At 44.4% G+C, this 14338-nt stretch carries 15 protein-coding genes and 7 tRNA genes; 4 read left to right on the top strand and 18 right to left on the bottom strand.

Annotated features, from left to right (window positions below; all coding sequences use genetic code 11):
• A complete protein-coding gene (locus ABE547_RS03595; protein ID WP_347377477.1) occupies positions 1-618 on the bottom strand; it encodes a Gfo/Idh/MocA family oxidoreductase in 618 nt (205 codons plus the stop codon).
• Between the two features lie 41 nt (positions 619-659).
• Complete coding sequence (locus ABE547_RS03600; protein ID WP_347377478.1) at positions 660-1091, bottom strand: helix-turn-helix transcriptional regulator; 432 nt, start codon at positions 1089-1091, stop codon at positions 660-662.
• A 117-nt stretch (positions 1092-1208) separates the two neighbouring features.
• On the opposite strand from ABE547_RS03600, the gene ABE547_RS03605 reads away from it, so the two are divergent.
• A complete protein-coding gene (locus tag ABE547_RS03605) occupies positions 1209-2300 on the top strand; it encodes a serine/threonine-protein kinase (RefSeq protein WP_347377479.1) in 1092 nt (363 codons plus the stop codon).
• Positions 2301-2401: 101 nt separating this feature from the next.
• Positions 2402-3133: a hypothetical protein gene (locus tag ABE547_RS03610; RefSeq protein WP_347377480.1), complete on the top strand. Its 732-nt coding sequence runs from the start codon at positions 2402-2404 to the stop codon at positions 3131-3133.
• A gap of 52 nt (positions 3134-3185) precedes the next feature.
• Here the strand turns inward: ABE547_RS03610 and ABE547_RS03615 are convergent, their stop codons facing one another.
• Positions 3186-4076 carry a hypothetical protein gene (locus tag ABE547_RS03615; protein ID WP_347377481.1) on the bottom strand — a complete coding sequence of 297 codons (891 nt, stop codon included), beginning with the start codon at positions 4074-4076 and terminating at the stop codon, positions 3186-3188.
• 190 nt (positions 4077-4266) lie between these two features.
• On the opposite strand from ABE547_RS03615, the gene ABE547_RS03620 reads away from it, so the two are divergent.
• Positions 4267-5046, top strand: a complete 780-nt coding sequence (locus tag ABE547_RS03620) for a hypothetical protein (protein WP_347377482.1) — start codon at positions 4267-4269, stop codon at positions 5044-5046.
• Positions 5047-5123: 77 nt separating this feature from the next.
• Here the strand turns inward: ABE547_RS03620 and ABE547_RS03625 are convergent, their stop codons facing one another.
• From ABE547_RS03625 to ABE547_RS03635, 3 genes are read right to left on the bottom strand one after another with little or no spacing between them, the layout of a single operon-like run.
• Complete coding sequence (locus tag ABE547_RS03625) at positions 5124-5987, bottom strand: hypothetical protein (RefSeq protein ID WP_347377483.1); 864 nt, start codon at positions 5985-5987, stop codon at positions 5124-5126.
• A gap of 34 nt (positions 5988-6021) precedes the next feature.
• The gene (locus tag ABE547_RS03630) at positions 6022-6948 is read right to left on the bottom strand and encodes a SufD family Fe-S cluster assembly protein (RefSeq protein ID WP_347377484.1); all 927 of its coding nucleotides are present in this window, start codon (positions 6946-6948) and stop codon (positions 6022-6024) included.
• 13 nt (positions 6949-6961) lie between these two features.
• Entirely contained in the window at positions 6962-7684 is a 723-nt protein-coding gene (locus tag ABE547_RS03635; RefSeq protein WP_347377485.1) for an ATP-binding cassette domain-containing protein, read from the bottom strand.
• 167 nt (positions 7685-7851) lie between these two features.
• Between ABE547_RS03635 and ABE547_RS03640 the strand changes: the two genes are divergently transcribed.
• Positions 7852-7932: transfer RNA gene (locus ABE547_RS03640), tRNA-Leu, on the top strand.
• Positions 7933-8037: 105 nt separating this feature from the next.
• On the opposite strand, the gene ABE547_RS03645 is transcribed toward ABE547_RS03640, so the two are convergent.
• The 12 genes from ABE547_RS03645 to ABE547_RS03700 form a co-directional block, all read right to left on the bottom strand.
• Positions 8038-8110, bottom strand: a tRNA-Lys gene (locus ABE547_RS03645).
• A gap of 7 nt (positions 8111-8117) precedes the next feature.
• Positions 8118-8189: transfer RNA gene (locus tag ABE547_RS03650), tRNA-Gln, on the bottom strand.
• A gap of 14 nt (positions 8190-8203) precedes the next feature.
• A tRNA-His gene (locus tag ABE547_RS03655) sits at positions 8204-8277 on the bottom strand.
• 67 nt (positions 8278-8344) lie between these two features.
• Positions 8345-8418: transfer RNA gene (locus ABE547_RS03660), tRNA-Arg, on the bottom strand.
• 52 nt (positions 8419-8470) lie between these two features.
• Positions 8471-8541 (bottom strand) — tRNA-Gly (locus ABE547_RS03665).
• Positions 8542-8549: 8 nt separating this feature from the next.
• Positions 8550-8624: transfer RNA gene (locus tag ABE547_RS03670), tRNA-Pro, on the bottom strand.
• A 112-nt stretch (positions 8625-8736) separates the two neighbouring features.
• A complete protein-coding gene (locus tag ABE547_RS03675) occupies positions 8737-9216 on the bottom strand; it encodes a metallophosphoesterase (RefSeq protein ID WP_347377486.1) in 480 nt (159 codons plus the stop codon).
• 7 nt (positions 9217-9223) lie between these two features.
• Complete coding sequence (gene rdgB / locus ABE547_RS03680; protein ID WP_347377487.1) at positions 9224-9856, bottom strand: RdgB/HAM1 family non-canonical purine NTP pyrophosphatase; 633 nt, start codon at positions 9854-9856, stop codon at positions 9224-9226.
• Positions 9857-9875: 19 nt separating this feature from the next.
• A complete protein-coding gene (locus ABE547_RS03685; protein WP_347377488.1) occupies positions 9876-11033 on the bottom strand; it encodes a class I SAM-dependent RNA methyltransferase in 1158 nt (385 codons plus the stop codon).
• A gap of 109 nt (positions 11034-11142) precedes the next feature.
• Positions 11143-11361 (bottom strand): hypothetical protein, encoded by a 219-nt coding sequence (locus ABE547_RS03690; RefSeq protein WP_347377489.1) that lies wholly within the window; start codon positions 11359-11361, stop codon positions 11143-11145.
• Between the two features lie 272 nt (positions 11362-11633).
• Positions 11634-12089 carry a DUF1700 domain-containing protein gene (locus ABE547_RS03695; RefSeq protein WP_347377490.1) on the bottom strand — a complete coding sequence of 152 codons (456 nt, stop codon included), beginning with the start codon at positions 12087-12089 and terminating at the stop codon, positions 11634-11636.
• Positions 12090-12192: 103 nt separating this feature from the next.
• Complete coding sequence (locus ABE547_RS03700; RefSeq protein WP_347377491.1) at positions 12193-14304, bottom strand: glutamine synthetase III; 2112 nt, start codon at positions 14302-14304, stop codon at positions 12193-12195.
• Positions 14305-14338 lie beyond the last annotated feature (34 nt).

A 14338-nucleotide genomic window follows, 5' to 3' on the forward strand; every position in this document is an offset into this window, starting at 1 on the left:
TTAATAATAACACTCCGGTCTCTCACAGACAGAATGTATCTTTTCCACAGATTGCTGTTTCCCGCTTCTTAAGATTGCACTCAACACTTCCAGCACATGACAGGCAAGTTCTTTTCCCACACGGGCGGGTGTACCTCTCAGAATCGCCTCCGCCATCTCCGATGGTCCGATTCCCCTGGCATTTTCAATATAATCATTGGCAAATGGAAGCACCTGCATACGGGGTTCTTCCTGACGATCCTCCGGATTGCTCAGAAGCCGTACTTGATCCCCAAACCGGTCCGGATTGCCCAGATACAGCATTCCCTTCGTCCCGTAGATTACCATATCTGCCTGGTCTTTCCATACAGAATCCTGATCCATATGAAAAGTTCCGGTTACCCCACTTCGAAACTTTAAGATCGCAGAAACACGACTTTCATTCGGCGTATTCATAACCTTACCGTAATCCGGACTATCCGGATTAATATTCCTGTGTGTCGGGAACGGTGTACTGACAAATGCTGCCGTTTCCTCCACCGCACCTAAGAGACTCACAAGAGCCGTCATATAATAAACCGCATAATCGTAACAGACTCCGGCTCCCACAACACCAACACATATCTTTTTCTTCTCCATATTCTATCCTCTCCGTATCTTATTCCACTTCTCCTTCACTGCTAAAGTATTGCTTCCCCCAACTGATCCAGAAGATCATTTGTCTCCAGAACCGACATCCCGTTATTGATGCAGAAGATCACAATCGAATCCCTTCTGTGCTTGGGATAGAGCACGCCGGCCTGTGCAATGGTAAGTGCCCTCTGCACTTCTGATACTGGAAGCTTCAGGGCCATACATAACGCGATCACCTTATCACGCCCCGGCTTTTTGGTTCCATTCAGAATCTGGTATCCATAATTCCGCTGAATCTGGGCCTCACAGATCAATTGACTTAATGACATCCCCGCATCTTCCATCCGGTGTCCGATATACTCCGGAAATGTCGTATCTGAAGTCTCCTTCACGGTTATCTGTGCATATGCTTCCAGTTCCGATAATCCATCCATTGAATTTAATATTTTCATCAGTTCATCCGTCGTCTTTGGCTCCATCCTGCATTTCCTTCCCGTGCGATTTGTTACAGTTCATACTCCTGCGTCGCTGCTCTTCTTGCATATTATTGAAATTCATTATATTATTTTGTAAGAATAAAAGCAAGGTGACGCCATATGCAAGTAAGAGAAAAGTATCAATTATCATTATATCAGGATCTTGGACCTCTCGACGGAATGGACCAGATTCATCTGAAACGGCACAGTATCACAGGAATCATCTGTGTTGAAAAGCACATTCCTTCCGACCTTTCCCCGATCTATACCTATCTGAAAGAACATCCCGGCCCATATATTCCGGCAATCTACGAATGTATTGCTGCCGGGGATCAACTGCTCATCATAGAAGAATATATCCAGGGCAGAACTCTGGAAGCACGCATACAGGAACAGCTGATAAGCGAAAGTGAAACGGTCCGCATCATGATGGAACTATGTGAAGCATTGCAGACACTCCACAATGCAACTCCTCCCATCATCTGCCGTGATCTGAAAGCAGAAAATATCATGATCGATCAAAACGGTAATGTCAAAATCATCGATTTTAATATCGCCAGAACCTATCAGGACGGGAAAAAGAGAGATACAAAGCTGATGGGTACCGCCGAGTATGCTGCCCCGGAACAGTTTGGATTCTTTCAGACGGACAACCGGACCGACATCTACGCTCTTGGCATACTGGTCAATTATATGGTGACCGGAAAGTTTCCGGTGGAACAGATGATATCCGGTGCTCTTTCCGATATTGTAAAAAAATGTACCTGTCTGGATCCGAAAGAACGCTATCAATCCGTGGAAGAATTAATGTCTGATCTACAGGCACATTTTCCAGCATTACCTCAGACTTCTGAAAAAACACCTGTGACTCACAGCTTTGTCCCGCCCGGTTTTCGAAGTCATACTCCCTGGAAGATGATCCTCTCCGTCATCGGTTATCTTCTCATTACTGATATTGCATTTTCCGTGGAAATGACCTCCAACGGCAGACCTGTAACCGGAACTCTTCTGCGCCTTGAACAGGGTGTCATATGGATCTCCCAACTCATACTGGTGGGACTCATCTTTAATTACCGGGGCTTCCGGCACAGATTCCCTCTGGTCAGGAGTGACAGACCCGGGGTTCGAATCCTTGGATACATAATCGCAGAGTTCCTGTTATTGTTCCTTGCTGCAGCTATCTGTGCGTTGTTCGATCTTTCTCCATTGTAAGTGTATGCTGCCGGCATACCAATTCCTGTATCACATCCTGTAGAGTAAAAGGAGAATAACACCATCAATGCTCCTTTGCTGATGGAAATGGAGGAAAGGCTATGAATAACAACAAAAAAAAGACAGGAAAATTAAAATGGATCATCATTGGAATCGTCGTACTGATCATCATCGCTGTCGGAATGAGCGGCAATTCTGATAAAAGCTCATCCGAGAGCTCTGAAAGCACAAAATCCGACAGCAGTCAGACATCGGATACGGAAAAAGACACCCTTCCGGAAGTCATCGAAGAACACTATGAAATAGATCTGACTGCCGGAAACTATACAGCAGGCATCGATCTCCCGGTCGGCACTTACAATCTGACCGCCACCGCCGGATCCGGGAACGTTTCCTCATCCAATATGTACAACGGCGGCCTGAATGAGATCATGGGGTTGGAAAATGACGGGTACAATCAGCAAACCTTCAATGGTCTGAAGATGGAAGAAGGCGTCATATTATCTCTTGGCGGTGATGTGACGATCCATCTGGTCTCCGATAATGCAAGGACACAGGAAGTAACTCCCAGAAGTCCGTCCGAAGGATCGCCTGTAGATCTGCAGCCCGGCAATTATACCGCAGGAACAGATTTCCCTGCCGGTACTTACAACATCATCGCAACCGGACCTTCCGGAAACGTCTCTTCATCTAATATGTATGACGAAGGGCTGAACGAGATTATGGGAACGGATGGATTTGGGATTGCCCAGTACAACAATGCCCGCCTGGATGACAAAGTGACGCTGGAAATCTCCGGAACCAGCGTACAACTTGTACCGGTCGGCGAATAACCAATATAAGGGGCAGCGCATCTTTTCGATGCCTGCCCCGTAAAATTATCTCTTACTTTCTTGCATTTTTCACGCGTTCTTTCAGTTCTTCCAGAATCTCTTTATGCAGCCTTGACTCCATTCCCGGGAATGCCTTTACCAGACGCTCTCCGACTCTGGTGCGGTTCTCTGCCATCTCTTCATAACGAACACGCAGTTCTTCCATATGTGCTTTGATCTCTTCCATGCGGGCTTTCTGCTCTTCCATGCGGGCTTTCTGCTCTTCCATACGTTCCCGAATGCCTTCACGCAGTTCTTCCGCAACAGAATCCAGCTGTTCCTTCCTCTCTTCCTTGAACTCCATCGTATCCATCACATTTTCGTAGATATTCTCTCCCACCTTGTCGGATAGCTCTCGAAGCTCTGCTGCAATCTTTTCCATCGCTTCCAGACGCCGGTTCATCTTCAGGATACCGGATGCAGTCACATACAGATCCGCAAACAATCCAATTCCCAGAATGATAATCAGAATCATTCCGACTGTAACAGGGATGAAAGACAGCCCTTTATGTATCACCGGATGAATCAGTTTTACGATCATTACACATGCAACACCCCAGACCAGAGAAAAGCTCAGGCATACATATCCGCCTATGTTAAGAGGACGATTGGAATAGTCCCACCATTTATGATGGAAGATCTTATCCATAAGATATCCGGTAAATCCTTCGATCAATGTAACAAGTATCGTAGAGGACAGATATAATAAGAGCAGATGATCTTCCACCGGTGTCAGGAACTGCACCACGACACCGACTCCTATCCCATATACCGGACAGATCGGGCCATTTAAGAAGCCTCGATTGACAAATCTTCCCTGTTGAGTTGCCGCATAGCCGACTTCCGTACACCATCCCAGGAAACCATATACAAAAAAGTAAAGCGCAAAAAAATAAAACTGCATCTGTTAACACTCCTATACTTATTTCTATATTTAATAGTGTTATTATAATGGAAAACCTTTTATATCTCAACTTATAATCTCATATAAATCTAAAGATTTCCTTACGTCTTCGTGAACATTTTGTGATATCTCTTGAGTCTTTTGACTAAACATTATACAATAGGAAACGTTTCAACAAGGAGGGACAGACATGAGCATGAGTAAAACAAAAAGAATTCATATAAAACCGAAAAAAGAACCTGATATTTTTGACGATGACTTTGAAGTAATCTATGAAGGCGAGCTTCCTGATATTTCCATAGAAGAAGATGACTATCGGGATGTCCTTCGCGGTTTATCCGATATTGATGATACCGATTATATTCGAAAAAACGATTATGATAAATACGTTACCGAGGCACTTAAGCGCTCCGGAAAGAAAGAAAAAACTGACAGCAAACGTGGATGGAACCTGCATCTTCCTAACCTTGCAAAGCCGCTGGCAAGCATCGTGAAAGCAGGTGGGAAAGCATTGACCAGGACGGTTCAGCTGACGCTTCGTTCTGCAACTCTGATCCTGATTGCAATCATTACTTTTTTACTTAGCAAATGCTTCCTGGTTCACTCAAGTTCTCTTGGCAGCCTGGCTTCCATTGCCGAGACACAGGATCCCGTTATGATCTCTTATCTTCTGATTGCAGCAGCACTGATCCTTTATGAGGTCATCGCATTTTTTTCTGTTATATGCACAAGTAACAGACGCGACCACAAGGGCACACGCTATGACTGCGGACGCGGACTCATGAGCTTTATTGTTATATATGCAGGCTCTGCACTTGCATACATGTTCTCCGGCCTGATTCCGCAAAGTCCGGCTCCATTATACGGTATTGGAACAGCTCTTCAGGTCTATGGATCTCTCAATCATATTCTTTTGCCGCTTTGCATTGCCGGTGTAATCAGCTGCATCATCCGCAGGTTTGTGCGATAGCATCCTGCATAAAAGATGATCAAAACGAATCAGGGAATCCACACATCTGCGAATTCCCTGATTATCAGATCATATTCTTATTCTTCCTTCGACACCTCAACCGCCTCTTTTTCTGCCTGTTGCAGATAATCCGTACTCTTATTCTTCACCTGCGGTATAAAACGTTTCGCGAATTTTCCTTTTCCTCTGTTCTTAACATAAAAATATCCGATAATCGAAAATACCACCGCTCCGATAAAATTAACAAACAGATCCTTCATCGTATCCAGAAGACCGATATCCAGATATCCTCCAAGTCCAAGATCTTGCCCATTTACCGTTACACTCGTAATATTCCGGATCGAAGTCGGTGTATTTCCGCCGGTCGGATCCAGCATGACCGAAGAAATGCTGTTCAGGACCGTATCCTTCTGCATATCCAGTCCAAAGAACATATCCATACTACATTCAAAGAACTCCCACAGAACACCGATCGTCATAGAAAAACAAAAGGCAACAATTGCAAGAAACACCGGTGACAGCTGAAACGAAATCCGCTTGCTCCGATTCAGGATATCTGCCAGTGCAAACCCGATCGCAGCCATCAAAAAACCATTGATCGTATGAAGCACCGTATCCCAGAACGGAAACTTTATATAATAAGCCTGTATCTCCCCCAGAATCTCTGCTGCAAATATAAACAGCAGTATCGTAATCTCCAGTGCAGATGGCAGTTCTATCCTCAGGTTTACCTGGATAAAACTTGGAACAATAAATAACAATAATGTGAGCACACACAGGAATACATTCTCATAATTTTTGTTAAATATCTGAAGAACCATCATCAATATCACAAGTGCCCGAAGCACCATGTATACGATAAAAGAACTTCTGTGCTCCCGCATCTCCATCTTAATCGCACGTTTCATTATGTCTTTCTTCTTTTGAAATCTGCTCTTCATTCTATCTCCCTGTCACAATATAATGGTGATCTGTCTAGTTCAGGAAATTTTCAATGATTACCGCTTCTGCTTCTTCTTCTGTCATTCCCAGTGTACGAAGCTTTACCAGCTGCTCATCATTGATTCTTCCGATTGCAGCCTCGTGAATGATTGCTGCATCCAGGTGCCTTGCATTAATCTCCGGAATCGAACTCACTTCTGCATGGTCCATAATAATGGAATCACACTGTACATGCGCATGACAGCTTGCATTGCCGATCGCCTTTGGATGAAATACCTGTCTGGATTCCCCCTTGGCAACGGATCTTGATACAATCTGCGCTGAGCTTCCGTCACCATTCAATTCGATGGCCATATTGGACCTGGCAGACTGCTTATCGTGTGTCATGAGCTTCTCAACCACATACAGCTTTGCACCTGCTGCCAGCTTAACTTCTGTCTCACGATGCGTAGAATCCACCCCTCTGATCTGAGCGGTATCCATAGTAAACACTGCACCTTCTTCCAGATAGATCTGTGTCACCGGATTCAATACTCTTGCCCCGGTACCTTCCCCTTCTCCGTAGTGTTTTTCTTCATAGCGCACATTCGCATTTTTCCCTACGTGAAATGCATGAATTCCATCGTGACGGCTTTCATTACATCCACTGTTATGAATTCCACATCCGGCAACGATCGTTACATCTGCACCTTCTTCTATATAAAAATCGTTATATACGACATCCGTCATTCCGGACGCATCAACCACAACCGGAATATGCACCTGTTCTCCGTTCGTCTTTCCGTCGATAAATATATCTATTCCGGACTTCTCCGTTTTCTTTTTAATCTTGACATGTTCACTGTCTCCATGACACAAAGCGATTCCATTGTGCCGCAGATTAAACGCGCCCGTCTGTTTAAAACCAGAGGCATCGATCTGACGCAGCACCTGTTCTGTAATTCTGTCTAAATCTGTCATTGTCTCACACCTCCTATATTCTGTCCAGGCAGGAATATCTCTCGCCCTTATCCATCAAGGTCGGCAAAATCTCATCCTTTGGCCCGATTGCACCGATATTTCCATCTTCAATCACCATGATCCGATCTGCCATCTGAATAATTCTCTCCTGATGGGAGATCAGAATCAGACTTTCTTCCTTCGCACCATGGATCTTTTCAAACTGCTGGATCAGCATAGAAAAGCTCCACAGATCAATTCCCGCTTCCGGCTCATCAAAAATACACAGCTTATGTTTCTTAGCCAGAACCGTTGCGATCTCCAGACGCTTCATCTCTCCTCCGGACAAGGTTCCGTCTACTTCACGATCAATATATTCTCTCGCACACAGTCCCACACTGCTAAGCATCTGGCAGCATTCTCCCTCCTCCAGAGAGCGTCCTGCAGCAAGAGACAGCAGTTTTTTCACAGTCATTCCCTTGAATCTTGGAGGCTGCTGAAAAGCAAATCCGATTCCTGCATTTGCTCTGTGATTGACATCGTAAGAGGTAATGTCTTCTCCGTCCAGAATGATCCTTCCTTCATCCGCTTCCTCAATTCCCATCAGAACTTTGGCAAGCGTAGACTTGCCGCCACCATTCGGTCCCGTGATCACCAGCATCTCGCCGTCTTTCACGTCAAAACTGATACCTTTCACAATACTTCTCTCTATTCCGTTTTCATTCACTTTGAATGTCAGATTCTTCACTTCAAGCATATCCGATATTCTCCTTTTCTCTTATGTTTACTTCTCACATACAGATACTCTACATTATAATCTGTTTTTAATATTCACGCAACCGGATATATGCGATATACAATAAATGATTGACAATTCGACTTTTTAATGATAATCTAATAAAGCGTATTAAGACAATACGTTTTGCGGATGTGGCGGAATTGGCAGACGCGCCAGACTTAGGATCTGGTGCCCTCGGCGTGCAGGTTCAAGTCCTGTCATCCGCATGAAAGTCTTATCCTTACGGTCTTCAGGGGGATGGGGCTTTTTTTCTTTCCCGGAAAATGAACAAAAAAAATCCGGGGATTCTCCATCCACGGATTCATATTCAATGAGCGTGCGGGGATTCGAACCCCGGACAACTTGATTAAAAGTCAAGTGCTCTACCGACTGAGCTACACGCCCATAATACCTGGGCTAGTTGGATTCGAACCAACGAATGCAGGAGTCAAAGTCCTGTGCCTTACCGCTTGGCGATAGCCCAATAAAAGAAAAAAAGGTGGGTAAAGGGACTCGAACCCTTGATATCCAGAACCACAATCTGGCGCGCTAACCAACTGCACCATACCCACCATATATATTACTTATCGAACTATCTTGTCCAACTAAGTACCACCTTATTCAATTGTGTGGTTCTAACGAGCCTGGGGGGATTCGAACCCTCGACCTACGGCTTAGAAGGCCGTTGCTCTATCCAGCTGAGCTACAGACTCATAAGACTAGCTCCTTAGAACTATCTATCTTAAAGCTTAAAGGCTTTAAGAAAGCGGGTGATGGGAATCGAACCCACGTATCCAGCTTGGAAGGCTGGTGTTCTACCATTGAACTACACCCGCATATCAGATCGGGGTGACAGGATTTGAACCTGCGACCTCCTGGTCCCAAACCAGGCGCTCTAGCCAAGCTGAGCCACACCCCGGTTTTAATTTTCATGTCACACTGTTCTTTTCCGTGGCACATGACTTATTATATCCGAACCCACTCAGCTTGTCAACAACTTTTTTTATAAATTTTTCTTTTTTGATTTTCCCCTATAAATACTCCTGGGATACCTCTACACGTCCCTGGTCATCAATATGCATTAACATATAGCTCGGCCGTCTCCCCTCCTGTCTCGGATAGGACATGCTTCCCGGATTCAGGATCAGCAGATTCTCATCTTTTCTGCATGATGGTCTGTGGGTATGCCCATACATTACAATGTCTGCATCCCTCTCTTTTGCTTCCTGTATCAGACGTTCCTCTCCCATAGACACATAATATGCATGCCCGTGGGTAATGAATATATGGTATCCCTCTACCATAAGCTCATCCTCTGCCGGTAAATCCGAAAAGAAATCATTATTTCCACGCACAAAATACGTCGGACATTCTGCGAGAGCGGCAATATAATCATCTCCGCCTTCTACGTCTCCCAGATGAATCAGCATATCAAACGGGCGTTCTTTTTCAATCGCCTTTTCCAGATTTCTGTGCTGCCTGTGTGTATCACTTACAATCAGTATTTTCATATGGACCTCACTTATTATTCACATTCTCTGCCTTCTTACTCAGGATGGCTCTCATTTTCCTTAATCCCTCTCCACGATGGCTCAGTTCATTTTTCTTTTCCGGAGACAGCTCGGCACTGGTGCAGCCATATTCCGGAAGGAAAAAGATCGGATCATAGCCAAATCCATTCTCTCCGATGATCTCGTATCCGATCCGCCCTTCCATAGTGCCACGCACAACTTCGTGCGAACCATCCGGAAATGCTGCTGCAATCGCACACACGAATCTCGCAGTTCTCTGCTCGTCTGGAACTCCCTCCAGGCGATCAATCAGTGCCTGATTCTTGATATCATAGGAAGTGTCTTCTCCCATATATCGAGCGGAATAGATTCCCGGCTCTTTATTCAGATAATCGATCTCCAGTCCGGAATCATCTGCCAGTACCACTGTATTCTGATATTCCGGCATCCGGGCTGCCGCCTTTGCGATCTCTGTTGCCTTGATCAGCGCATTCTCCTCAAAAGTTGTTCCATTCTCTACTACATCCGCATGGATTCCTGCCTCCTTCTGAGACAGAATCTCTACACCGAGATCACTTAGAATTGCTCTAATCTCTATCATCTTATTTTTATTTCCGGTTGCAAATATGATCTTTTCCATTATGGTACTTCCTTTCATTCTATCTGTCTGTTCTCTTCTGTTTCGGCGGACGTGGTCCGAGGAACTGATAGTAATACGTTTTCAGCATTCCATTATATATCTTGCGATTTTTATCTGCTTTTCTCCCAAAATACCTTTCTGCATCCTCATAAGAAGTAATCATGTACGCAGACCATGTATCCAGACGCTTAAAACTCTCTCCAAACGTTCCATACAGTTCCGGAAGATCTTTTTTATCTTCCAGTCTCTCTCCGTAAGGTGGATTTGTGATGATGAATCCATACTTTTTCGGATGACTCAGATCTTTGATATCACGCTCCTGAAAATGGATCAGATGATCTACTCCGGCTTCTCTTGCATTTCTCCTTGCGATCTTAATCACAGAGCCGTCAATATCATATCCCTGTATATCGGTATCGATCTGATCATCAATCAGATCATTCGCCTCATCTATCGTATCATACCATAACTTTTTCGGAATCAGATTCGTCCACGTCTCTGCCGTAAAGCTCCGATTCATCCCCGGTGCAATGTTTGCCGCCATCATGGCAGCTTCGATTGGAAATGTTCCGCTTCCGCAGAACGGATCTACCAGCACTCTGTCTTTGTGCCATGGAGTCAGCATGATGAGTGCCGCTGCCAGCGTCTCCGTGATCGGTGCCTTTCCCGCCACCTCACGATATCCTCTTTTGTGAAGAGACACACCGGATGCATCGATTCCAACCGTCACAATATCTTTTTTCAGGAACACTCTCACAGGATAAGAGGCACCATCTTCCGGAAACCACTTCATATGATAGTGTTCCTCCATCCTTCTCACCATTGCTTTTTTCATAATAGACTGAATGTCTGAAGGACTGAACAGCTTGCTCTTGACGGAAGCAGCCTTGGCAACCCAGAATTTCCCGTCTTTCGGAATAAACTCTTCCCACGGAAGTGCTCTGGTCTTCTCAAACAATTCGTCAAATGTCTCTGCCCGAAAATCTCCTACTTTCCACAGGATTCTCTCCGCCGTCCTCAAAAATACATTTGCACGACAGACAGCTTCTGCATCTCCGTAAAATGTAACTCTTCCATCTTCCACTTCCGATATCTCATATCCCAGATCCTGTATTTCCCTTTTCAACACCGCCTCCAGGCCAAAATGACACGGCGCGATCAATTCTGTTTTTTTCATTCTGTTCTCCATATGTACTTTCGTTTTTGCTATCTTTACTTATATCATAATATTGCCGACAGCGCAAGGGACATGCCTGTCTGCATGTCCCTGCACTCCTGTCGCCGTCTTAATAATGATTACCTTCGTTGCCTGTGTTATATGAATTTTTGTTGGTTGAACTCTGAGATGCATTCTTATTGGATGCATTTCTGTTTGTTGAATTCTGAGATGCATTCTTATTGGATGCATTTCTGTTCGTTGAGTTCATGTCAGATGCGTTTCTGTCAGATGCATTTCTACCGGATGCATTCTGGCTGTTGTTAGATGAACTATAATTCTTAGCCATATCAATTCCTCCTAATCAATTTTGTTACAAGACATATTCTGTCCTGTTTCGGAATTTTTATGTGCTGTTTTCCGCAAAAACAAAAAAAATAAATATATTAAGTTTTTTTTATATTTTTCTTGCTTTTTATTTTCTGCTATATTATACTAAATCATGTAGAAAGAAAACTTTCTACAACCCCTTATTAATTATTTATACTCCCCTCAAAAGATCGATGGCTCCCCCATCGATCTTTTTTTGCACTATAATCCCGTTTCCGGCTACTTCATCCTTCATCGTCGTCTGTTCAGTACACGAATTACGACCCAGATTACGATCAACACAGGAATCAAAGGCATGAGAAGACTGAGCAGTCCTCCAATGACGGCCCCGATCACCAGAACTACTCCGATCACACCCAGTATGAGCAGCAGCTTCTTCCACCAGCTGTCTATTCCAAATACATGTACAGCTGTATTCCGATTCCATGTATGATCCGCCTGACGCTCCGGTTCATAACTGTCATATGTTTCTTTTGCATTCCCTTTGATCTCTTCTGAAGCAATGATGTTCCTGGCAATTGCCCATGGATCGCCCAGTTCGCGAATGACTTCTGCTTCACTTCTGCCTTTTCCCATCTCTTCATTAATATAATTATGATAATAATTCACATGCTCCTGAACGACAGCCCCCGGAAGATCGTTACCTAACGCTTTTTTCAGTTTGTCCAGAAATACTATTTTCGTCATGGATTTCCTCCTGATATAAAAGATCCCGAACTTAGAATAGCATATTCACATAACCATTCCAAGTCCGGGGTTCTTAAATTTTTCTAATGTATTTCTTAACAGACTATACTTCGAACATCAGATCTCCATAAGAAGGCATTGGCCATGCTTCCTTATCTACGATCATCTCAAGCTTATCTACCGGAGCACGAAGAGCTTCCATTGCAGGCACTACATCAAAGTGATAGAATCTTGCCTGATCTTCTCCCTCTTCCATCTCTGCTGCCTTATCTGTGATCACGATCAGTTCTTCCAGTGCTTTTTTAGTCTCAGCAAGAAGTCCGGAGATATCTGTGAGCAGCTCTGCCTGTACGGACGCATCTGCGCCTGCCTGATTTACAACTACAACAGTATCTGCAAGAGATTTTGTATACTTGATTACTGCCGGAATGATCTGCTTACTTGCCATATCGATCATAGTACGTGCCTCAATATTGATTGCCTTAGAATAATTCTCATACTTGATCTCTGCACGGGACTCAAGCTCAGCCCTTGTAAATACTTTGAATTTTTCAAACATGGATACCGTCTTTTCTGTTGTAAGTGCAGGAATTGCCTCAACCATGGATTTGATATTCGGAAGTCCACGTCTTTCAGCTTCTTCTACCCATTCATCAGAATATCCATTACCGTTAAATACCACACGCTGATGATCTGTCGCATACTTTTTGATCAGATCATGCACTGCAGCATCAAAATCTTCTGCATTTTCCAGTACATCACATGCTTCTGCAAATGCTTCTGCAACGATGGTATTCAATACAACGTTTGGTCCTGCAACAGAATCACGGGAGCCTACCATACGGAATTCAAATTTATTACCTGTAAATGCGAACGGTGATGTTCTGTTACGGTCTGTCGCATCTTTTGCAAGATCCGGAAGAGTGCTTACACCTGTTTCCAGCTTGCCGCCCTTCAGACTGTGTGTAGCTGAACCGGTGCTGATCAGCTGATCCAGCACATCCTCCAGCTGCTCGCCAAGGAATACAGAGATGATTGCCGGTGGTGCTTCATTTGCTCCCAGTCTGTGATCATTTCCCGGATCTGCTGCGGATTCACGAAGAAGGTCTGCATGTTCATCCACTGCCTTCAGGATACAGGTAAGTACCAGAAGGAACTGAACGTTCTCATGAGGCGTCTTGCCCGGATCAAGCAGATTCTTTCCATCATCTGTAGTCAGAGACCAGTTATCATGTTTACCGGAACCATTGACTCCTGCAAACGGTTTCTCATGAAGCAGGCATTTCATACCATGCTTGCATGCAACTCTCTTTAATGTCTGCATTACCAGATGGTTGTGGTCTACAGCTACGTTTGCTTCTGCATAGATCGGAGCAAGCTCGTGCTGAGCCGGTGCCACTTCGTTATGCTGTGTCTTGGCAGATACTCCGACTTTCCAGAGTTCTTCATTAACATCCTTCATAAATCCGGCGATTCTCTGACGAATCGTTCCAAAATAATGATCATCTAATTCCTGTCCCTTTGGAGGCATTGCACCAAACAATGTACGACCGGTATAAATCAGGTCCTTTCTCTGTAAAAATTTCTCAGCATCTACAAGGAAATATTCCTGCTCTGGTCCTACAGAAGGAGTAACTTTCTTAGATGTTGTATTTCCAAACAGACGGATCAGTCTCAGAGACTGCTCATTGATTGCCTGCATGGAACGAAGAAGAGGAGTTTTCTGGTCAAGTGCCTCACCCTTATAAGAGCAAAAGGCTGTTGGAATACAAAGCGTTGCACCTGCTGCATCATGTCTTACAAATGCAGGAGAGGTACAATCCCATGCTGTATATCCTCTTGCTTCAAACGTTGCACGAAGTCCTCCGGATGGGAAGGATGATGCATCTGGTTCTCCTTTGATCAGTTCCTTTCCGGAGAAGCTCATCAATACCTTTCCACTTGGCAGTGGAGCGGAGATAAAGGAATCGTGCTTCTCAGCAGTCACGCCGGTAAGAGGCTGGAACCAGTGAGTATAATGCGTAGCCCCTTTCTCAATTGCCCATTCTTTCATCTCGTGTGCAATTACATCTGCTGTGGCAAGGTCTAACTCCTTACCTTCTTCAATGGTTTTTTTCAGATCTTTGTAGACTTTTTTAGGAAGACGCTCCTGCATCACAGTGTCATTAAATACGTCCTCGCCAAAAATATCGGCTACATTAAATGCTTCACTCATGTCTCCTCGTTTCCTTTCTTATTATGTATTATAG

It is taken from the genome of Dorea sp. YH-dor226, assembly GCF_039832105.1.
Classification (GTDB): Bacteria; Bacillota; Clostridia; order Lachnospirales; family Lachnospiraceae; genus Dorea_A.